The organism is Streptomyces flaveolus (assembly GCF_044765825.1).
Taxonomy (GTDB): domain Bacteria; phylum Actinomycetota; class Actinomycetes; order Streptomycetales; family Streptomycetaceae; genus Streptomyces; species Streptomyces flaveolus.
The window spans coordinates 43,083-61,834 of record NZ_JBIWKU010000012.1 but is presented as its reverse complement, the minus strand read 5'-3'; the positions used below and the strand labels follow the sequence as shown (position 1 = coordinate 61,834).

The 18,752-nt window shown below is 72.9% G+C and carries 18 protein-coding genes; 9 read left to right on the top strand and 9 right to left on the bottom strand.

Going from position 1 to position 18,752, the window contains the following annotated elements:
- Positions 1 to 660, top strand: coding sequence for a TetR/AcrR family transcriptional regulator (locus ACIRG6_RS30225; RefSeq protein ID WP_364821448.1), 660 nt, complete (start codon positions 1 to 3; stop codon positions 658 to 660).
- 53 nt (positions 661 to 713) lie between these two features.
- Here ACIRG6_RS30225 and ACIRG6_RS30220 read toward each other — a convergent pair whose 3' ends face one another.
- Positions 714 to 1,973 (bottom strand): glycoside hydrolase family 18 protein, encoded by a 1,260-nt coding sequence (locus tag ACIRG6_RS30220; protein WP_364680827.1) that lies wholly within the window; start codon positions 1,971 to 1,973, stop codon positions 714 to 716.
- 357 nt (positions 1,974 to 2,330) lie between these two features.
- Between ACIRG6_RS30220 and ACIRG6_RS30215 the strand changes: the two genes are divergently transcribed.
- A complete protein-coding gene (locus ACIRG6_RS30215; protein ID WP_403325067.1) occupies positions 2,331 to 3,503 on the top strand; it encodes an acyl-CoA dehydrogenase in 1,173 nt (390 codons plus the stop codon).
- Here the strand turns inward: ACIRG6_RS30215 and ACIRG6_RS30210 are convergent.
- Both ACIRG6_RS30210 and ACIRG6_RS30205 read right to left on the bottom strand, forming a co-directional pair.
- Positions 3,466 to 3,747: a hypothetical protein gene (locus ACIRG6_RS30210; protein WP_392146205.1), complete on the bottom strand. Its 282-nt coding sequence runs from the start codon at positions 3,745 to 3,747 to the stop codon at positions 3,466 to 3,468. The genes ACIRG6_RS30215 and ACIRG6_RS30210 overlap by 38 nt on opposite strands.
- Before the next feature lie 189 nt (positions 3,748 to 3,936).
- Positions 3,937 to 4,374, bottom strand: a complete 438-nt coding sequence (locus ACIRG6_RS30205; RefSeq protein WP_403325066.1) for a hypothetical protein — start codon at positions 4,372 to 4,374, stop codon at positions 3,937 to 3,939.
- A gap of 267 nt (positions 4,375 to 4,641) precedes the next feature.
- On the opposite strand from ACIRG6_RS30205, the gene ACIRG6_RS30200 reads away from it, so the two are divergent.
- The 4 genes from ACIRG6_RS30200 to fxsA all read left to right on the top strand — a co-directional run bounded on the left by ACIRG6_RS30200 (position 4,642) and on the right by fxsA (position 8,803).
- Positions 4,642 to 5,082: an Lrp/AsnC family transcriptional regulator gene (locus ACIRG6_RS30200; RefSeq protein ID WP_004002750.1), complete on the top strand. Its 441-nt coding sequence runs from the start codon at positions 4,642 to 4,644 to the stop codon at positions 5,080 to 5,082.
- Positions 5,083 to 5,160: 78 nt separating this feature from the next.
- Positions 5,161 to 6,765, top strand: coding sequence for an amidohydrolase (locus ACIRG6_RS30195; protein ID WP_403325065.1), 1,605 nt, complete (start codon positions 5,161 to 5,163; stop codon positions 6,763 to 6,765).
- A gap of 525 nt (positions 6,766 to 7,290) precedes the next feature.
- Positions 7,291 to 8,184, top strand: a complete 894-nt coding sequence (locus ACIRG6_RS30190) for a glycosyltransferase (protein ID WP_403325064.1) — start codon at positions 7,291 to 7,293, stop codon at positions 8,182 to 8,184.
- Between the two features lie 46 nt (positions 8,185 to 8,230).
- Positions 8,231 to 8,803, top strand: coding sequence for an FxsA family membrane protein (fxsA, locus tag ACIRG6_RS30185; RefSeq protein ID WP_403325063.1), 573 nt, complete (start codon positions 8,231 to 8,233; stop codon positions 8,801 to 8,803).
- A gap of 138 nt (positions 8,804 to 8,941) precedes the next feature.
- Here fxsA and ACIRG6_RS30180 read toward each other — a convergent pair whose 3' ends face one another.
- From ACIRG6_RS30180 to yczE, 4 genes are all read right to left on the bottom strand, one after another.
- Positions 8,942 to 9,316, bottom strand: coding sequence for an RNA polymerase-binding protein RbpA (locus ACIRG6_RS30180; protein WP_003977404.1), 375 nt, complete (start codon positions 9,314 to 9,316; stop codon positions 8,942 to 8,944).
- 279 nt (positions 9,317 to 9,595) lie between these two features.
- The gene (locus tag ACIRG6_RS30175) at positions 9,596 to 10,942 is read right to left on the bottom strand and encodes an MFS transporter (protein WP_364680811.1); all 1,347 of its coding nucleotides are present in this window, start codon (positions 10,940 to 10,942) and stop codon (positions 9,596 to 9,598) included.
- 64 nt (positions 10,943 to 11,006) lie between these two features.
- On the bottom strand, positions 11,007 to 11,774 hold the full coding sequence (locus ACIRG6_RS30170; RefSeq protein ID WP_364680809.1) for a glycerophosphodiester phosphodiesterase: 768 nt from the start codon (positions 11,772 to 11,774) through the stop codon (positions 11,007 to 11,009).
- Entirely contained in the window at positions 11,771 to 12,433 is a 663-nt protein-coding gene (gene yczE, locus ACIRG6_RS30165) for a membrane protein YczE (RefSeq protein WP_364680806.1), read from the bottom strand. The genes ACIRG6_RS30170 and yczE overlap by 4 nt, the downstream gene beginning before the upstream one ends.
- A 102-nt stretch (positions 12,434 to 12,535) precedes the next feature.
- Between yczE and ACIRG6_RS30160 the strand changes: the two genes are divergently transcribed.
- Positions 12,536 to 14,035: an SCO1417 family MocR-like transcription factor gene (locus ACIRG6_RS30160; RefSeq protein WP_350723286.1), complete on the top strand. Its 1,500-nt coding sequence runs from the start codon at positions 12,536 to 12,538 to the stop codon at positions 14,033 to 14,035.
- Positions 14,036 to 14,138: 103 nt separating this feature from the next.
- Here the strand turns inward: ACIRG6_RS30160 and ACIRG6_RS30155 are convergent, their stop codons facing one another.
- Positions 14,139 to 15,980 carry a hypothetical protein gene (locus ACIRG6_RS30155; protein WP_403325062.1) on the bottom strand — a complete coding sequence of 614 codons (1,842 nt, stop codon included), beginning with the start codon at positions 15,978 to 15,980 and terminating at the stop codon, positions 14,139 to 14,141.
- Positions 15,981 to 16,029: 49 nt separating this feature from the next.
- Positions 16,030 to 16,224 (bottom strand): hypothetical protein, encoded by a 195-nt coding sequence (locus ACIRG6_RS30150; RefSeq protein WP_364680798.1) that lies wholly within the window; start codon positions 16,222 to 16,224, stop codon positions 16,030 to 16,032.
- Positions 16,225 to 16,534: 310 nt separating this feature from the next.
- Between ACIRG6_RS30150 and ACIRG6_RS30145 the strand changes: the two genes are divergently transcribed.
- Positions 16,535 to 16,927, top strand: a complete 393-nt coding sequence (locus ACIRG6_RS30145; protein ID WP_239770149.1) for an ankyrin repeat domain-containing protein — start codon at positions 16,535 to 16,537, stop codon at positions 16,925 to 16,927.
- A gap of 322 nt (positions 16,928 to 17,249) precedes the next feature.
- Complete coding sequence (locus tag ACIRG6_RS30140) at positions 17,250 to 18,668, top strand: HEAT repeat domain-containing protein (RefSeq protein WP_403325061.1); 1,419 nt, start codon at positions 17,250 to 17,252, stop codon at positions 18,666 to 18,668.
- Positions 18,669 to 18,752: the final 84 nt, after the last annotated feature.

Below are 18,752 nucleotides of genomic sequence, written 5' to 3'. Positions count from 1 at the left end.
TTGCATATCAGTCAACAGCGTGACGGCGCCCGTCCCCGGGTGCGCGGCACGGAGCGCTCACTGGCCCGCCGCGCCGAACTCATCGCCATCGGGCGCAGGTTGTTCGCCGACACCTCGTACGACGCGCTGTCGATGGACGACATCGCCCGCCAGGCGAATGTCGCCAAGGGGCTGATCTACTACTACTTCCGGTCCAAGCGGGGCTACTACCTGGCGATCATCCAGGACTCCGTCGCCGGCCTGGTCACCACCGCGGCAGGCGGCACGGAACTTCCGCAGGTGGACCGCGTCCACCGCACCATCGACGGCTATCTGCGCTACGCCGAGCACAACCAGGCCGCGTACCGCGCGATCGTCAGCGGCGGCGTCGGCTTCGACGCCGAGGTGCACGCCATCCGCGACGGGGTGCGCGAGGCGATCGTCGAGACCATCGCCGAAGGCGCGTACGGCCGTCGCGACATCGGCCCGCTGGCCCGCATGGGCCTGCTCTCCTGGGTGTGCAGCGTCGAGGGCGCCACCCTGAGCTGGATCGAGCGTCCCGGACTGCCCCGTGAGACCATGCGCGACCTCTTGGTGAAGACGCTCGGCGGCGCCCTGCGCGCCGTCGAGGAACTTGACCCGGCCTGCCCGGCCCCGACCCCCGCCCGCCGGGACGCCTGACGCGGGGGCGGAGGCCCGAGCCGGCCCCCGCCCCCGCGCCCCCCGTCGGCCGGTCAGCCGATCGCCTTGATCAGCTCACCGTTCGTGGTGTCCCCGCTCAGCTCCCAGAAGAACGTGCCGCCCAGACCCTGCTGGTTCTTGTACGTCATCTTGGTCGCGATGGTCGCCGGGGTGTCGTAACTCCACCAGTTGCTCCCGCACTTGGCGTACGCGGTGCCGGCCACGGTGCCGTTCGCCGGGCAAGTGGTCTTGAGCACCTTGTAGTCCTCGATGCCGTTCTCGTACGTCCCCTTGGCCGGTCCGGTCGCGGTGCCGCCGGGCGCCGACTGGGTGACTCCGGTCCAGCCGCGGCCGTAGAAGCCGATGCCGAGCAGCAGCTTCGAGGAGGGGATCCCGAGGCCCTTGAGCTTCGCGATGGTCGCGGAGGTGTGGTAACCGGCCTTCGGAATGCCGGAGTACGACGTCAGCGGCGAGTGCGGGGCCGTCGGACCGGCGGCGTCCCAGGCGCCGAAGAAGTCGTACGTCATCGGGTTGTACCAGTCGACGTACTGCGCCGCGCCCGCGTAGTCGGCCGCGTCGATCTTGCCGCCGGACGTCGCGTCGGCCGTGATGGCCGCGGTGACCAGGTTGCCGGAGCCGAACCTGGCGCGCAGGGCGCTCATCAGCTTCGGGAACGCCGCCCGGCCGCTGGTGTCGCAGCTCAGGCCGCAGGCGTTCGGGTACTCCCAGTCGATGTCGATGCCGTCGAAGACATCGGCCCACTTCGAGTTCTCGACCAGGTCGTAGCAGGACTGGGCGAACGCGGCCGGGTTCTTCGCCGCCTCGGCGAAGCCGCCGGACCAGGTCCAGCCGCCGAAGGACCACAGGATCTTGAGGTCCGGGTGCTTCTTCTTGAGCTTGCGCAGCTGGTTGAAGTTGCCGCGCAGCGACTGGTCCCAGGTGTCGGCGACGCCGTCGACGGACTCGGCCGCGGTGTACGCCCGGTCGGTGGCCGCGTAGGCGTCGCCCATGGCGCACTTGCCGCCGGTGACGTTGCCGAAGGCGTAGTTGATGTGGGTGAGCTTCGCGCCGGAACCGGACGTCTCGATGTTCTTGACGTAGTACTTGCGGTCGTAGGTGCCCCATTCGGTGAAGTAGCCGACGACCTTCGAGCCGGCGGCCGCCTGGGCGGTGGGTGCGGCCGGCGCGGCCGTGGCGGTGTCCGTGGCCGTCGCGGCGCCCGCGCCGGCGAGCAGCCCGGCGCCGAGAGCGGCGGAGCACAGGGCGGACAGCAGCGCCCGGAAGGGGGCGCGGGAGAGGTGCGGGACGTGCATCGGGTGTCTCCTCGTGGGGGAAGAGGGAACGCTCGCCGATTGGCATGAACGCGGTAAGTGCGTTCGGTCCGCCACCGTAGGAGGACTAGACCAGTGCGGTCAATGGTTCGGACCAAAAGGCCGGGAGGACGAGGGAATCCGGGACCCCGGGACCGGGCCCGAGATTTCTTGAAGTAAGCGGTCGTTAACTGGTGACTCCATACGTCCGATCGGGCATACTCACAGCGCACAGCCGCTGGTCAGCCGCTTCCGCGACCCGGGAGTGCGAGCATCGGCCAGGCCCGAACGACCAGGCGGAGCCGCCTCCACCCAAGGCGCACGTCCGCCGATGTGCCCGACAGGGAGGAGAGCGTCGCCATGCCCGACCGCGCCCCGCAGCCGGTGGACCGGCAACTGCCCACGGACGAGGCACGGGATCTGATCTCGCTCGTCCGCGACATCGCGCAGCGTGAGATCGCCCCGAGCGCGGCCGAGGAGGAGGACGCCGGACGCTTCCCGCGCGAGGTCTTCACCCTGCTCTCCGACTCCGGCCTGCTCGGCCTGCCCTACGACGCCGAGTACGGCGGCGGCGAGCAGCCCTACGAGGTCTACCTCCAGGTCCTGGAGGAGCTCGCCGCGGCCCGGCTCACCGTCGGCCTGGGCGTCAGCGTGCACACCCTCGCCTCCTACGCGCTCGCCGCCTACGGCACCAAGGAGCAGCAGGTCGAGCACCTGCCCGCGATGCTCGGCGGCGGACTGCTCGGCGCCTACTGCCTCTCCGAACCCGCCTCCGGCTCGGACGCCGCCTCCCTGCGCACCAAGGCCGTGCGGGACGGGGACGACTGGGTGATCACCGGGACCAAGGCGTGGATCACGCACGGCGGGATCGCCGACTTCTACACCGTCATGGCACGCACGGGAGTGGAGGGCCCGCGCGGCATCACCGCCTTCCTGGTCCCCGGCGACGCCGACGGACTGAGCGCCGCGGCGCCGGAGAAGAAGATGGGCCTCAAGGGCTCGCCCACCGCACAGGTCCACCTCGACGGCGTGCGGGTCCCGGACGCGCGGCGCCTCGGGGAGGAGGGACAGGGCTTCGCGATCGCCCTCTCCGCGCTCGACTCCGGACGCCTCGGCATCGCCGCCTGCGCGATCGGCGTGGCCCAGGCGGCACTGGACGAGGCGGTGTCCTACGCGGCCGAGCGACGGCAGTTCGGCAAGCCGATCTCCGACTTCCAGGGGCTGCGCTTCCTGCTCGCCGACATGGCCACCCAGATCGAGGCGGGCCGGGCGCTGTATCTGACGGCGGCGCGGCTGCGCGACGCGGGACTGCCGTTCGGCAAGCAGGCCGCCATGGCCAAGCTGTACTGCACCGACACGGCGATGCGGGTCACCACCGACGCCGTGCAGGTCCTCGGCGGCTACGGCTACACCGCGGACTTCCCGGCCGAGCGCTACATGCGCGAGGCGAAGGTCCTGCAGATCGTCGAGGGCACCAACCAGATCCAGCGGATGGTCATCGCCCGTCACCTCGCGGGTCCCGAGGGACGGTGAAGGTGCCGGTGACGCTGAAGTCACCGGTCACGACGACATCGCCGAGCCCGCGCGGGGGCGCGGCGAGCCTGATCCACTCCGGGTCGTGGCGCCCCGGCAGGGTGCGGCCGCGATCGGCCCAGGTCCGCATCAACTCGCGGTAGATCGGCGGGTCCGGGGGCTGCGGAGCCGGCGGAACCGGTCCCGTCGGTACCGGCACGAACACGCGGCGCCGGCTCCCGGTCGCCGAGTACGTGGGAGTCATACGAGGGCAACGCGGCGAAGCGCGGACAGGTCACCGGCCCGCGGAATCGGGCGTGCGTTCACGGGGTCCGCCGCGCCTCGTCCGGGACGTGGGTGACACACCTGTCCGCGCCACGGCGGCCTGCGAGCCGTGGCGCGGAAGGGCTGTGCGAGGAGCGGTGCCCCCGGGTGTGTCCGGGGGCGCGGTCGCTCAGGCGGCCTCGTGCCGCATCGTCGGCACGCGCATCGGGCGCGAGCCCGGGCCGCCGACGTGGGAGAAGGGCTGGGTCCGCCAGTCGAGGCCGTGCGGCAGCGTCAACAGCAGGGCGGTGTCCTGCTCGTGGGGCTGGAACGACTCGTCCGCGGGACGCGCGTCGGTGGCCCTGCGGCCGGTGCCCGCGCAGACGGTCAGACCGAACGGGTTCCACGGCGAGGCGCACAGCGCGTGCTCCGGCAGCACCTCCTCGTCCGCCAGCAGGGCGATGGGCTGCGCGCAGTCCGGGCAGATCACCCGGAACATCTCGAAGGTGTCGTAGGCGTCGAGCTCCTCGTCGTCGAAGACGTCGGGATCGACGCCCTCCGGCACGGATTCGACGACGGGCTGCTGCCGCTTGGGCGCGGTACGTCCAGGGCGCTTAAGACTCTGCATGGGATTCTCCCCCTCGGGCTGGGCCGTGACGGCACTGCGGCCTCGACCACAGCAAGCACTTCCCGTCCCCCCTCCCGGGTAATCACGAGAACATCACGGAGACGGGCCGGAACGTGTGGTGTTGGTCACACGCCGCTTACGGATGCCCGGTGCGGTGGTTTTGTCCCCGCCGTGCCGCCCCCCGACCCCCTCCCACATCACGAACCGGGCATGACCTGGGCTGCTCAGGTATCCGTGGAGATCAAGCGCACTGTAGGTTCTTGCGCCATGGAGGAGCTGGACCGTCAGATCGTGCAGCTGCTCGTCAAGGACGGGCGGATGAGCTACACAGACCTGGGCAAGGCCACGGGCCTGTCCACGTCGGCCGTGCACCAGCGGGTGCGGCGGCTGGAACAGCGTGGCGTCATCCGCGGGTACGCCGCGGTCGTCGACCCGGAGGCCGTCGGGCTGCCGATGACCGCCTTCATCTCCGTGAAACCGTTCGACCCCAGCGCGCCCGACGACATCGCCGACCGGCTGGCCGGGGTCCCGGAGATCGAGGCCTGCCACAGCGTGGCGGGCGACGAGAACTACATCCTCAAGGTGCGCGTGGCCACCCCGCACGAGCTGGAGGAGCTGCTCGCCCGGCTGCGGTCCCTGGCCGGCGTGTCGACCCGCACCACCGTGGTCCTCTCGACGCCCTACGAGGCGCGCCCGCCGCGGATCTGACCCCGCCCGGACGCCCCGGCCCCGCGCGGCGCCCACCTGCGTGCGGACCGCCCGGCGCGAGGGGCGAGACTGGTGTCCATGAGTGAGTCCACCACCCCGCCCGCCACCGTCCTGCTGCGCCGCGGCGAGGTCCACAGTCCCGCCGACCCCTTCGCGACGGCCATGGTCGTCGAACACGGCCAGGTCGCCTGGGTCGGCTCCGAGGGCGCCGCGGACGCCTTCGCGGACGGCGTGGACGAGGTGATCGACCTGGACGGCGCGCTGGTCACCCCGGCGTTCACCGACGCACACGTGCACACCACGTCCACCGGCCTCGCCCTCACCGGCCTCGACCTGTCCGGCGCCGCCACCCGCGAGGCGGCCCTCGCCCTCGTCCGGGACTTCGCCGCGGCCCGCCCCGGCGACCGGGTCCTGCTCGGCCACGGCTGGGACGCCTCCCGCTGGCCCGACGGCCTGCCCCCGACCCGCGCGGAACTGGACGAGGCCACCGGCGGCCGGCCCCTCTACCTCAGCCGTATCGACGTCCACTCCGCGGTCGTCACCACCGCGCTGCTCGACCTGGTCCCCGGCGGCATCGGCCGGACGGACGGCCCGCTCACCGCCGACGACCACCATGCCGCGCGCGCCACCGCGCTGGGTGCCGTCACCCCCGCCCAGCGCACCGAGGCCCAGCGCGCCGCCCTCGCGCATGCCGTCTCCCTCGGTATCGGAACCGTTCACGAGTGCGCAGGCCCGGAGATCTCCTCCGAGGACGACCTCACCGGACTGCTGCGCCTCGCGGCCGAGGGCGACGGACCGCGCGTGATCGGCTACTGGGCCGAACAGGACGTCGACAAGGCGAGGGAGCTGGGCGCGCTCGGCGCCGCGGGCGACCTCTTCGCCGACGGCGCCCTCGGCTCGGGCACCGCCTGCCTGCACGAGCCGTACGCCGACGCAGGGCACACGGGCACCGCCTATCTGGACGCCGCCGACGTCGCCGCCCACGTCGTCGCCTGCACCGAGGCGGGCCTCCAGGCGGGCTTCCACGCCATCGGCGACGCCGCCGTGACCGCCGTCGTGGAGGGCGTGCGCGCCGCCGCCGAGAAGGTCGGCCTCGCCCGCGTCCGCGCCGCCCGCCACCGCGTCGAGCACGCCGAGATGCTCACCCCGGAGACCGTCGCGGCCTTCGCCGAGCTGGGCCTGACCGCCTCCGTCCAGCCCGCCTTCGACGCGCTGTGGGGCGGCGAGGACGGCATGTACGCCCAGCGGCTGGGCGCCGAGCGGGCCCGCACGCTCAACCCCTTCGCGGCCCTGCTGCGCGCCGGTGTCCCGCTCGCCTTCGGCTCCGACAGCCCGGTCACCCCCCTCGACCCGTGGGGCACCGTCCGGGCCGCCGCCTTCCACCGCACCCCGGAGCACCGCGTCTCCGTGCGCGCCGCCTTCACGGCGCACACGCGCGGCGGCTGGCGGGCGATCGGCCGGGACGACGCGGGCGTCCTGGTGCCGGGCGCGCCCGCGGACTACGCCGTCTGGCGCACCGGCGAGCTGGTGGTCCAGGCCCCCGACGACCGGGTCGCGCGCTGGTCGACGGACCCGCGCTCCGGCACCCCCGGCCTGCCCGACCTCACCCCCGGCCGGGACCTGCCCGTCTGCCTGCGCACCGTGGTGGGCGGCCGGACGGTCTTCGTACGCCCGGGCGAGTGATCTGCACGGGCGACGGGGCGGTGATCTTCTGACCCGCAGGCACCGGCCGTCCGCCGCGCTGACCTGGGCCTTGGTGCGAAAGCCGCAGGTCGAACGACTGTTGACAGGCGACGGCGGAGGGCCGGTAGGTTCGACGGAGTCCACCACCGGACGCCCGACCGGGAAACCTCCGCGCACTCGCCGCGGCGCCGCTGCGTCAGGGACGGTGTGCCGCACCGGCGCACCGCCACTGGGAGCCAGGCTCAGCGCTCGCGCCACGGCGGGGGAACGATACGGCCGGTCGGGAGGTGTGACCCGGGTGGGGCCCGGGCGCTCAGTAGACAACGGCTTTCGGTCGACCCGCAGCCAGCGGGTCCCTGGTCGGCCCGAAGGGCGCCGGGCCCCCATCCGCCGAGGAAACGGTCCGAAACGCGCATCCCTACCCCGGTTCTCGGGCGACGACACCACCATTCGAACGTCCTGTCAGGTCATCGCAGGCCGCGGCCACTATGGTGGTCCTCTGCGTACGGACATGAAGGGGCAGCAGTGAACGACGGCGACGGGACGCTCGCGGCAGCGGACCAAGGGAGGCGGTTCGGCCCCCTGGGCACGGCCCTGGTGATCATCCCGACCTACAACGAGGCGGAGAACATCAAGGCGATCGTCGGGCGCGTGCGCGAGGCGGTCCCCGAGGCACACGTTCTCGTGGCCGACGACAACAGTCCCGACGGCACCGGCAAGCTCGCCGACGAACTGGCCGCCGGGGACGACCACGTCCAGGTCCTGCACCGCAAGGGCAAGGAGGGGCTGGGCGCCGCCTACCTCGCCGGCTTCCGCTGGGGCCTGGAGCACGGGTACGGCGTGCTGGTCGAGATGGACGCCGACGGCTCCCACCAGCCCGAGGAACTTCCCCGCCTGCTGACCGCGCTCAAGGGCGCCGACCTGGTGCTCGGCTCCCGCTGGGTGCCCGGCGGCCGGGTGGTGAACTGGCCCAAGTCCCGCGAGTTCATCTCCCGCGGCGGCAGCATGTACTCGCGCCTGGCGCTCGACCTGCCGCTGCGCGACATCACGGGCGGCTACCGCGCCTTCCGCCGGGAGACCCTGGAGGGGCTCGGTCTGGACGAGGTCGCCTCCCAGGGCTACTGCTTCCAGGTCGACCTGGCCCGCCGGGCGGTCAAGGCCGGCTACCACGTCGTCGAGGTGCCCATCACGTTCGTCGAGCGCGAACTCGGCGACTCGAAGATGAGCCGCGACATCCTGGTGGAGGCCCTCTGGCGGGTCACCACCTGGGGCGTGGGGGAGCGGGTCGGCAAGGTCCTGGGCCGCGACAAGCCCACCGACAAGCCCACCGACAAGCCCACCGACGAGCCCACCGACAAGCCGGGTGACCAGGGGGCCGCCGCACCGGCGCGGCCGGGCGCGCCGGACGAGAAGGCCTGATCACCCCCTTATCCCGTGCTGAGCCGGGCCCAGGCACACTGGGGGTATGACGACAGGCGCTCAGACCCCCAGGCCCTCCGCCCGGCCCCGGCGCTCGCGGCTGCGCACCTTCCTGCCGCTGGGCCTCGCCGCGTGGCTCGTGCTGGAGATCTGGCTGCTGACCGTGGTCGCGGGCGCGTCGAGCGGGTGGGTGGTCTTCCTGATCCTGGTCGCGGGCCTGCTGCTCGGCTCCGTGGTCATCAAGCGGGCCGGCCGCAGGGCCTTCCGCGATCTCACCGAGACGCTGCAACAGCAGCAGCCCGGCACGACGCCCACGCCCCGCCCGAACAGCGAGGGCAACGGCCTGACGATGCTGGGCGGCCTGCTCCTGATGATCCCCGGCATGATCTCGGACGCGCTGGGCCTGCTCCTCCTGCTGCCCCCGGTCCAGAAGGCCGTGAGCCGCTACACGCAGCGAACCGTCGAGCGCAAGCTCCGCGAGGCCGTACCGGGCACTCTGGGCGACGCCTTCCGGCAGGCCCGCATGCACCACCCGGACGGCAAGGTGGTCCAGGGCGAGGTGATCCGGGACGAACCGGGCGACGCCCCGCAGGGCCCCCGCCCGCCGCTGACGCGCTGACGGAGCCGGACCCCTCCCACCCCTCCCGGATGACAAACAAAGGGTGCGTACAGCAAAGCGCGGGCGCCGTACGTGAAACCACGTACGGCGCCCGCGATCGCTTGCGTCGCTGAAAGCTCGGCTCAGCCCCCGTGGGGACTACGCACTCTTGCGGCTGTCCCGCGGATGAACCGCGATGTTCATCGCGCCGGAGCGCAGAACGGCCAGTCGCTCCTCGAGGACCTCTTCGAGTTCCTCGCGGGTGCGCCGCTCCATCAGCATGTCCCAGTGCGTACGCGCGGGCTTGGCCTTCTTCTCCTCAGGGCCGTCGCCGTCGACCAGGAGTGCCTGGGCCCCGCAGACCTTGCACTCCCACTCCGGCGGGATCTCCGCCTCGACCGAGAAGGGCATCTCGAATCGATGCCCCTTCTCGCATGCGTACTCCACGGCCTGGCGCGGGGCCAGGTCGATGCCGCGGTCCGTCTCGTAGCTGGTCACCACGAGGCGCGTGCCGCGAAGAGCTCGCTCACTCATGAATCGTGCCTCCCGGGCTTGTCGCCCACAGGACAGGTGTCGCTGTCGTCGTCATCCGGTCAACGTCCGGGCGGCGGTAAAGATTCCCGTCCGGAGTCCCCGTTCCGGGCCCTGCGTCGCCGTCGCAGCCGCAGCCTTGTCACCCAGTGCAGTACCCGCCGACGTCCGGTTTGTCACCTCTGTTGCCAGATGCGACATAGCGTTTCGACACCTTTGACGCGCAGTAACGGTACGCCTGGCAGGCCAAACGCGTACACTACAGCCCTTTCGTGTCGAGTGCTAAATCCTTTCGGGCACCGGGTTGCCCGCGTCGCCGATCGCACGCCGTACCGGTACCCGCGCGAGCAGGACGAAACCGATGACGAAGAACGCCACCAGCGAGATGATCGCGTCCCGGTAGCTCCCGGTCAGCTGGTAGGTGAGCCCGAACAGCAGCGGCCCGAGCCAGCTCATGCCGCGGTCGCTCATCTCGTACGCGGAGAAGTACTCGGCCTCCTTGCCGGGCGGGACCAGGTGCGAGAAGAGCGAGCGGGACAGCGCCTGACTGCCGCCGAGGACGAGACCGATGCCGGCGGCCAGCACGAAGAACCACCCCGGCGCCCCGGCAGGCAGGAAGTAGCCGGCCGCGAGCGTGACCGTCCAGGCGACCAGCGACCCGAGGATCGTGCGCTTGGCGCCGTACGTCCGGGCCAGCCGGCCCAGCGCCAGCGCGCCCACCACCGCCAGCACCTGGACCAGCAGCACGGCCACGATGAGCGTGGACTGGCCGAGCCCCAGTTCCTCGGAGCCGTAGACGGAGGCCTGGGAGATCACCGTCTGGATGCCGTCGTTGTAGACGAGGTAGGCCAGCAGGAAGGCCAGGGTCAGCGGGCGGCGGCGCATGTCGCGGACGGTCGCCGCGAGCTGCCGGAAGCCCGGGAGGGCCGCCTCCCGGGCGGGGGCGCGGCGGTCGCGCAGCCGCCGCAGCGGTATGAGCGCGAAGGCGCCCCACCACAGTCCGGCCGAGGCGAGGCAGACGCGGACCGCCGCGCTCTCGCTCAGGCCGAACGAGTCGTGGGCGGTGTAGAGGACCAGGTTCACGACCAGGACCAGGGACCCGGCCGCGTAGCCGAAGGCCCAGCCGCGCGAGGAGACCGCGTCGCGCTCCTCGGGCGGCGCGATCTGCGGCAGGTAGGAGTTGTAGAGCATCATCGCCACCGACTGCGCGGCATTGGCGACGATCAGGAGCAGACCGCCCAGCAGGTAGCGGTCGCCGTCGAGGAAGAACATGCCGGCCGTCGCCGCCGCCCCGGTGTACGCGGCGGCCCCGAGCAGCGGCTTCTTGCGGCCCGTGCGGTCGGCCGCCGCGCCCACCAGGGGCATCACCAGTACGGCCACGATCACCGACAGGGACACCGAGTACGCGAAGAAGGACCCGGAGCGCACCGGAATGCCCAGGGGGTGCACATAGCCGTCCGCGTCCGCCGCCGACTCGGCGACCGACGTCAGATAGGGCCCCAGGAACACGGTGAGCACGCTCGTCGAGTAGACCGAGCACGCCCAGTCGTAGAAGTACCAGCCGCGCTGCTCGCGCCGTCGGTCGGCGGCTCCGTCGGCCGCGTCCGTCCGCACGGTGTCGGTCCCCACCCGCGCCCTCGCTTCCCCGTGAACGCGCGCCGCCGCCGGAGCCCCGGCCGCAGGTCCCGGGGTCTCAGACCCAGACGCCGCGGTCCTCCATGACCTTGCGCAGTGTGTCGATGTGATCGGTCATGATGCCATCCACTCCCAGGTCCAGGAGCCGGTGCATCCGGGCCGGATCGTTCACCGTCCACACGTGGACCTGGAGCCCGCGCGCGTGGGCGGTGCGCAGGAACCGGTGGTCCACCACCTGGATGCCCCACTGGGCCTCCGGCACCTGCGCGGCCACCGCCGAGCGGCGCAGCGCGGCCGGGATGCCCCAGGAGCGCAGCCGCAGGCCGAGAACGCCCCGGATGCCGTACGAGGTGGCCAGGCGCGGCCCGGCCAGCCGCTGGGCGCGGACGACCCGGGCCTCGGAGAACGAGCCGACGCAGATCCGGTCCCAGGCGTTCGTCCGCCCGATCAGCTCCAGGAGGGGCCGCAGCGCAGGCTCCGCCTTCACGTCGATGTTCCAGCGCACCTCGGGGAAGGTCTCCAGCAGCTCCTCGAAGAGCGGCACCGGCTCCTCGCCCGCCACGCGCGCGTGGCGCACCTCTTCCCAGCGCAGGTCGGCGATCCGGCCGGCCCCGTCCGTCACCCGGTCCAGGGTCGCGTCGTGGAAGGCGACGAGCTTCCCGTCCCGCGTGGCGTGGACGTCCGTCTCGATGTAGCGGTAGCCCGCGTCGACCGCGTGCCGGAACTGGCGCAGCGTGTTCTCCAGGCCGTCCGCGGCACCGCCCCGGTGGGCGAAGGCGATCGGACCGGGATGGTCGAGGTAGGGGTGGCGTATCGGGGTGGTCACCGCCGCAGTATCGCGCTCCGGGGTTGACCCGCGGCAACCACCGTGCTGCCTTCCGGTGCCACTGGCACGGCGAACACCCGCAGGAAGACCTGGGCGAGCGGGCCGATCGACAGGGCGTACAGGAGGGTGCCGACACCGACCGTGCCGCCGAGGACGAAGCCCGTCGCCACGACGGTGATCTCGAGGACCGTGCGCACCAGGCGCACCGACAGGCCCGTGCGCCGGTTCAGGCCCGTCATCAGGCCGTCCCGCGGGCCCGGCCCGAACCGGGCCGCGATGTACAGCCCGGTCGCCGCGCCGTTCAGGACGATCCCCGCCGCCATCATGGCGATCCGCAGCGTCCAGCCGTGGCCGTCGGGCACCACGGCCAGCGTCGCGTCCATCGCGGCGCCGATCACCAGCACATTGGAGACCGTGCCCAGGCCCGGCCGCTGACGCAGCGGGACCCACAGCAGCAGCACGGCGGCGCCCACGATGGTCAGCACCACGCCCATGGACAGCCCCGTGCGCTCGGCGAGGCCCTGGTGCAGCACGTTCCAGGGCTCGAGACCGAGTCCCGACCTGACCAGCAGCGCCGAGCTCGCGCCGTAGAGCACGAGTCCGCCGTAGAGCTGTGTCAGCCGTCGTGCGAGATGACCGTGTCCGGATCGGCTGGACAAGATGTGCCCCCCTGTGTGGTGGTAGTGGCCTGCTGCATGACACCCTGTGGCTTGAGAAGCAGAGCCAACCATGGCCAATTCGGGGAAGGTGGACTGATTTCCATGGCGCAGTGGACCTCGGCTGTGGGAGCGGCTCAGCTCGCCCGGCTGCTCAGCTCCCAGCAGGACCGTCCGGCCGGCCCCGGCACCCGCCGTCCGCCCGCCTACCGCGCGCTCGCCGACGGCATCCGGCTGCTGGTCCTCGAAGGGCGGGTGCCGGTCGCCGCCCGGCTGCCCGCCGAACGCGAGCTGGCCCTCGCCCTGAATGTCAGCCGCACAACGGTCGCCGCCGCCTACGAGGCCCTGCGCGCCGAGGGTTTCCTGGAGTCCCGGCGCGGCGCGGGCAGCTGGACCGCCGTACCGGCCGGGAACCCGCTGCCCGCGCGGGGCCTGGAGCCCCTGCCGCCCGAGGCCCTCGGCTCGGTGATCGACCTCGGCTGCGCGGCGCTGCCCGCGCCCGAGCCCTGGCTCACCCGCGCGGTGCAGGGCGCCCTGGAGGAGCTGCCGCCGTACGCGCACACCCACGGCGACTACCCGGCCGGGTTGCCCGCGCTGCGGTCGATGATCGCCGAGCGTTACACCGCGCGCGGCATCCCGACCATGCCCGAGCAGATCATGGTGACCACGGGCGCGATGGGCGCGATCGACGCGATCTGTCACCTCTTCGGGGGGCGCGGCGAGCGCATCGCGGTCGAATCGCCGTCGTACGCCAACATCCTCCAGCTGATGCGCGAGGCGGGGGCGCGGCTGGTCCCGGTCGCCATGGCCGAGGGCCTCACCGGCTGGGACGTGGACCGCTGGCGGCAGGTGCTGCGCGAGGCGGCACCCCGCATCGCCTACGTCGTCGCCGACTTCCACAACCCCACCGGCGCGCTCGCCGACGACGACCAGCGGCGGCGGCTGGTGGACGCGGCCCGGTCGGCCGGCACCGTCCTCGTCGCCGACGAGACGATGAGCGAGCTGTGGCTCGAGGACGACGTCGAGATGCCGCGCCCCGTCTGCGCCTTCGACCCGGCCGGCTCCACGGTCGTCACCGTCGGCTCCGCCAGCAAGGCCTTCTGGGCCGGCATGCGCATCGGCTGGGTCCGCGCCGCCCCCGACGTGATCCGCAGCCTGGTCGCCGCGCGCGCCTACGCGGACCTGGGCACGCCGGTGCTGGAACAGCTGGCGGTGAACTGGCTGTTCAGCACGGGCGGCTGGGAGCAGGCGGTGCGGATGCGCCGCGAGCAGGCCCGGCAGAACCGTGACGAACTGGTGGCGGCGGTACGGCGCGAGCTGCCGGACTGGGAGTTCGAGGTGCCGCGCGGCGGCCTCACCCTCTGGGTGCGCTCCGGCGGACTCTCGGGTTCGCGGCTCGCCGAGGCGGGGGAGCGCGTGGGGGTGCGGGTCCCGTCCGGGCCGAGGTTCGGGGTCGACGGGGCCTTCGAGGGATACGTCCGGCTGCCGTTCACCGTCGGCGGGGCGGTGGCGGACGAGGCGGCCGCACGGCTCGCCGCGGCGGCCCGGCTGGTGGAGAACGGCGGCGCCGGGGCAAGCGAGGCACCCCGGTCCTTCGTGGCCTAGCCGGGACAAGCCCCCGCCGACGGCGGGGACCGGCGGGGCGAGTGCAGGGGCCGGCCGCCGGTCCGGCCGGGCGGGGCCGACACCTCGCGGCCGGGCCCGCGGGTCAGGTCGTCTCCGCCGCGACGGCCTTGGCGGCAACGGCTTCCGCGGCGACGGTCCCGGCGGGAGCCGGGTCCGCGGCGACCGGTTCGGCCGGCGCCGCTGCGGCGACGGTCCTCTGCGGTGCGGGGGAGGCCGTGACCGGGCCGGGCATGTCGGGGGTGCCCTCCGTCTCCCCGGGGGGCGTCCTCGTGCCGGCGGGGGCGGACCCGGTCCCGAGCCTCGCCGTCCCCTCGGTGGCGACGGTCCGCATCTCGACCGGGACGCCCTCCGTCTTGATCAGGATCGTGTGCGGCCTTGCCTTCGCGGGCACGGCCGCCTGTTCGCCGTCGGCGGGCGTCGTGCGCGGCGGCAGCAGGTCGAGGACCGCCTGCCGCTGCGCATCGCTCGTCGCGTCGTCGTAGGGGTCCGGCGTGGCCGGTACCTGGAGCCGGTGCACCGGACCGTTGCCCAGGCGGGCGTAGCCGCGGCCGGGCGGCACCTGGTCGACGGGCGTGGTGTGCGGGGCGGCGCCCAGCACGGTCGTCAGTTCGTCGGCCGTGGCCGGACCGAGCACCACCCGCGCCCGCGTGTGCTGCCGTACGGCGTCGACGAGACCGTCCAGCGCGTCCAGCTGGTCGGCGACGACCACCGTCACGTTCGCCGCTCGGCCGTGCCGCAGCGGGATCTGGAGCAGGGACTGGGGATCACTGCGGCCGTCCGCGGCGGCGAGGTGCGTGAACGCGCTCGGACGGTCCACGAGCACCCACAGGGGCCGCCGGGTGTCGTCGGGCGCCGGCCGGCCTTCCTGCCGGGCCCGGTTGACGGTGATCAGCCGGCGCTCCGTCTCGTGAGCCGCCCACTCGAGGCTGGTCAGCGCCCCGGCGAGGCCGCACTCGACGGCCAGGACGCCGTCGCGCCCGGTCAGACAGGCGTACTCGCCGGTGCCGCCGCCGTCCACGATGACCAGGTCGCCGTGGTGCAGGGCCTGGAGGGCGATCGAGCGCAGCAGGGTGGAGGTGCCGGTGCCGGGCTGCCCGAGGACCAGCAGATGCGGTTCGGTGGAGCGGATGCCCGTGCGCCAGACGACCGGCGGCACGTCCCGCTGCTCCTCGCCGTGGGTGAGCGGAAGGGTGCGCTGCACCCGGGTCGGGTCGGTGAAGCCCAGGACCGTCTCACCCGGTGCCGTGACGAACCGCTGGGCGGCGATGTCGGTGGGCAGCGGCGGGAGGACGGCGACGGTGAGGTGGTTGGCCTCCTCGTCCCACGTGTAGAGGTACTCGCGGCCCCGTCCGGCCTTGGCGGTGAGCAGGTGCTCGATCCGCGCCCGGGACTGGGCCTCCCCGTCGGTGAAGTACGCCGGGTAGCGGATCACCAGCTCGGTGACACGGCCGGCGTCGTCGAACTCGTGAGCCGGGAACGCCTTCTCCCACGCGCCGCCGTGGACGTAGAGCGGATCGGGGTCCTCGGCGATCGAGAAGTACGGGACCAGCGCCTCGTAGAGCGACTTGAGGCGCTGGATCTGCGCGTCGTCGGGGCCCTGTGGCCCCGACGGCGTGCGGTCTCTGCCCTGCCACGCCGCCGCCGCCATCAGGACGATGACGGCGAGCAGCGGGCCGTACGGAGCCAGCGCCACGACCAGGACCACGGAGGCCATCAGGAACAGCAGCGCGCCGCGCCGGTCCTTGGGGGTCTCGGTCCATCTGCGCCGGGCGGCCGAGGCCAGTCGGCGCAGACCGCGGCCGATCGTGATGAGCGGCTGGAGGACGTCCGTGGCGCTGTCGGCCGCCGTCCGGGCCAGCTCCCGGCTCCGGGCGAGCTGTGCGCCGCCGTTGCTCAGAATGCGGGGGAGGGGCCGCCGGGCCACTGCTGCCTCCTGGAGGTCCGTACGTGCGGGTATCGGGCGGGCCGGGCCGTCAGAACTTGATTCCGCCGAGGAGGCCCGCCAGGCTCTCGCCGCCCGCTCTGATGCCCGGGGCGATGGCCGTGCTGGCGAGGTAGAAGCCGAACAGGACCGCGCACAACGCGTGCGTGCCCTTGAGGCCGTCCTTGCGGAAGAAGATGAAGACGACGATGCCGAGCAGGACCACGCCTGAGATCGAGAGGATCATGTGAGTTCTCCTGGTTCACGGGGACAGTCACCATGAGTACTTCCAGGATCACAGGATGTATCCATACGATTAAAGGTGCAAATGGGGGAATTCTCATGAATTTGCCCCGTGTGGCGGAGTGGTCCCCGGGCCGGCCGCGCGCGCGGGTTGCGCCATGCCGGGTCCGTGACGATCTTTGCCTCGGGCGCGTCCGCCCATGTGCGGCGCGAGCCAGTACCCTGGCGATTCACTCGTACGGCCGCACCGCTCGCGGTCGTGCGCACGCAGTCCCCGACGTTCGAACGTCCGTGAGTGAGAGGTGGTCCGGCCGATGACTGAAGCCCCCGACCCCGAGGTCGTGGAGCTGGCGACCAAGATCTTCGATCTGGCCCGGCAGGGGCGGACCGAGGAGCTGGTGGCCTATGTGGACGCCGGCGTTCCGGCCAACCTCACCAACGACCGGGGTGACTCCCTCGTCATGCTCGCCGCCTACCACGGCCACGCCGACGCGGTCCGCGAGCTGCTGACCCGCGGCGCCGACGTGGACCGGGTCAACGACCGTGGCCAGACACCTCTCGCCGGTGCCGCCTTCAAGGGGGAGACGGACGTGGCCAAGGCGCTCCTCGAGGCCGGCGCGGATCCGTCCGCGGGCACGCCGTCGGCGGTCGACACGGCGCGGATGTTCGCCCGGACCGAGCTGCTGGAGCTCTTCGGGGTGGCGTGATGCCCAGCTGATCCACTCCTGGTCCCATGTGTTGACCAGGGAAGATACGACAAACGGGGGAGGCGGTACGGGGCCGCCGAAATTTCGGTCGCGGCAGATGTGACCGCCGGGTCATCATGACGACGTGGTTCACGGACGCGATGGCTGGGCAGGTGTTGCCGCACCGCGCGGGCCGTGGTGCGGCCCGCATGGGCCACCGACGAGAGGCAGAGAAACATGGTTCACGGCAAGCAAGAGACGGCGGGCGCTCCGACGTGCAGGCACGCGGCCAGGTAACGCGTGGTTCCCGGTTGCGTCGACGCTTGATGTGAGGCTGTTTCCCATGTTCGATCCGGTCATAGCGCCCAGCGGTACCCTGCTCGGCCTGCTGCAGCGGGGTCGCGGCGACGGCACGCTGCACGCGCTCACCGCCCCGCGGGCCGAAGCGCTCGCGGCACTGAACCACTGTGTGCTGCGCGATCCCCGCCACGACTGGCAGGTGGAGAACCGCTCCCTGTACTACGCCCGCCTCTACCTCGACCTGAACGGCGAGCTGGACGCGATCGAGACCCACCTCTTCGACCCCGAGGACGTCCTCGACTCCGACGAGTCACGCACCGGGCTGGCCCTCGCGGTCCTCGGCCACCTCGCCTCCTACGGCAGGCTCGACGCGCTCCAGCTGCTGCGCCGGTACGCCGCCCACGGCGTCAACTGGGCCTGGGCCCTGGACGAGCTGGCGCTGCGCGACGACGACGCGGGGCTGCGCGCCCTCGCCGCTCCCGTACTGGCCCGCTTTCCACGAGATCCCGAGGGCGAGGCCGAACTGGCCGCCGCCGTGCGCGACGCCTTCGAGCCCAGGCCCTGGCGGCTGTGGGCGGAGGACTCCCGCGAGTCGATCGCCACGCGCGTGCGTGCCGCCCACGAGACGGGCTGCTTCGACCGCTGGCAGCGTCAGATGAGTCCGAGCGGGCCGCGTCCGGGCTGGAGCGTCCGGGCCGTGTTCGAGTGGGCCCAGCAGGGCGTGGAGCGCGGCGCCGCGCTCCACGTCCCCGCCGCCCGCTGCCTCACCGCGGTCGCCGGCCCCGACGACCGGGCCGAGATCGTCGAGGCCGCGCGGACCGGCACCGAGGGCGCCCGCTGCACGGCCCTGCGCTATCTCGCCGACTGCGAAGATCCCGAGGCCCTCGGCCTGATCGAGGGCGCCGTGATCACCGGTTCGGCACCCGTCGTGGAGGCCGCCGTCGCCGCCTTCGAGCGCATGAGCAGCCCCGCCGCCGTCGACCGGGCCCGCGGCTGGGTCCACCGGCCCGACGCCCTCGGCGCTGCCGCCGGACGCGTGCTCGCCTGCCGGGGCGGCGCACAGGACAGCGAACTCGTCCTCGCCGCCCTGCGGGAGGCGGTACGGGGCGAGGGCCCCGACGCGCCCACCCTGTGGACCCTCGTGGACGGCACCGGCCGGCTCGGCATCGCCTGCGCCGCCCCCGTCCTGCGCCACATCTACCGCGAAACCGCCTCCTCCCATCTGCGTGGCCGGGCCGCCCGCGCGCTGGCCGCCACCGACCCGTCCTTCGCCGCCGGCTTCGCCGTCGAGTGCCTGTGGGACTGCGAGGAGACGACCCGGGAACTGGCCGCCCGTTATGCCGAGACCGGCGACAACCGCGTCGTCGAACGGCTGCGCCGGCTCGCCGCCGATCCGGCCGAGGAGGACGAGGTCCAGACGGCGGTACGCAGCCGCTTCGGACCGGACGCGCCGGCCGTGTGATCCACGCCTGGCGCGGCGGCGCGGCGTCCGCCGCGCGACCCGTGGCCGCCTCGGGGCCGCGCCCCGGCCCTGTACGAGCCCCAC

What these genes read in the sequence shown, in the direction of transcription:
- ACIRG6_RS30220 (WP_364680827.1), bottom strand. Translation starts at nt 1,973, where the DNA reads ATGCACGTCCCGCACCTCTCCCGCGCCCCCTTCCGGGCGCTGCTGTCC.
- ACIRG6_RS30215 (WP_403325067.1), top strand. Translation starts at nt 2,331, where the DNA reads ATGCCCGACCGCGCCCCGCAGCCGGTGGACCGGCAACTGCCCACGGAC.
- ACIRG6_RS30210 (WP_392146205.1), bottom strand. Translation starts at nt 3,747, where the DNA reads ATGACTCCCACGTACTCGGCGACCGGGAGCCGGCGCCGCGTGTTCGTG.
- ACIRG6_RS30205 (WP_403325066.1), bottom strand. Translation starts at nt 4,374, where the DNA reads ATGCAGAGTCTTAAGCGCCCTGGACGTACCGCGCCCAAGCGGCAGCAG.
- ACIRG6_RS30200 (WP_004002750.1), top strand. Translation starts at nt 4,642, where the DNA reads ATGGAGGAGCTGGACCGTCAGATCGTGCAGCTGCTCGTCAAGGACGGG.
- ACIRG6_RS30195 (WP_403325065.1), top strand. Translation starts at nt 5,161, where the DNA reads ATGAGTGAGTCCACCACCCCGCCCGCCACCGTCCTGCTGCGCCGCGGC.
- fxsA (WP_403325063.1), top strand. Translation starts at nt 8,231, where the DNA reads ATGACGACAGGCGCTCAGACCCCCAGGCCCTCCGCCCGGCCCCGGCGC.
- ACIRG6_RS30180 (WP_003977404.1), bottom strand. Translation starts at nt 9,316, where the DNA reads ATGAGTGAGCGAGCTCTTCGCGGCACGCGCCTCGTGGTGACCAGCTAC.
- ACIRG6_RS30160 (WP_350723286.1), top strand. Translation starts at nt 12,536, where the DNA reads ATGGCGCAGTGGACCTCGGCTGTGGGAGCGGCTCAGCTCGCCCGGCTG.
- ACIRG6_RS30150 (WP_364680798.1), bottom strand. Translation starts at nt 16,224, where the DNA reads ATGATCCTCTCGATCTCAGGCGTGGTCCTGCTCGGCATCGTCGTCTTC.
- ACIRG6_RS30145 (WP_239770149.1), top strand. Translation starts at nt 16,535, where the DNA reads ATGACTGAAGCCCCCGACCCCGAGGTCGTGGAGCTGGCGACCAAGATC.
- ACIRG6_RS30140 (WP_403325061.1), top strand. Translation starts at nt 17,250, where the DNA reads ATGTTCGATCCGGTCATAGCGCCCAGCGGTACCCTGCTCGGCCTGCTG.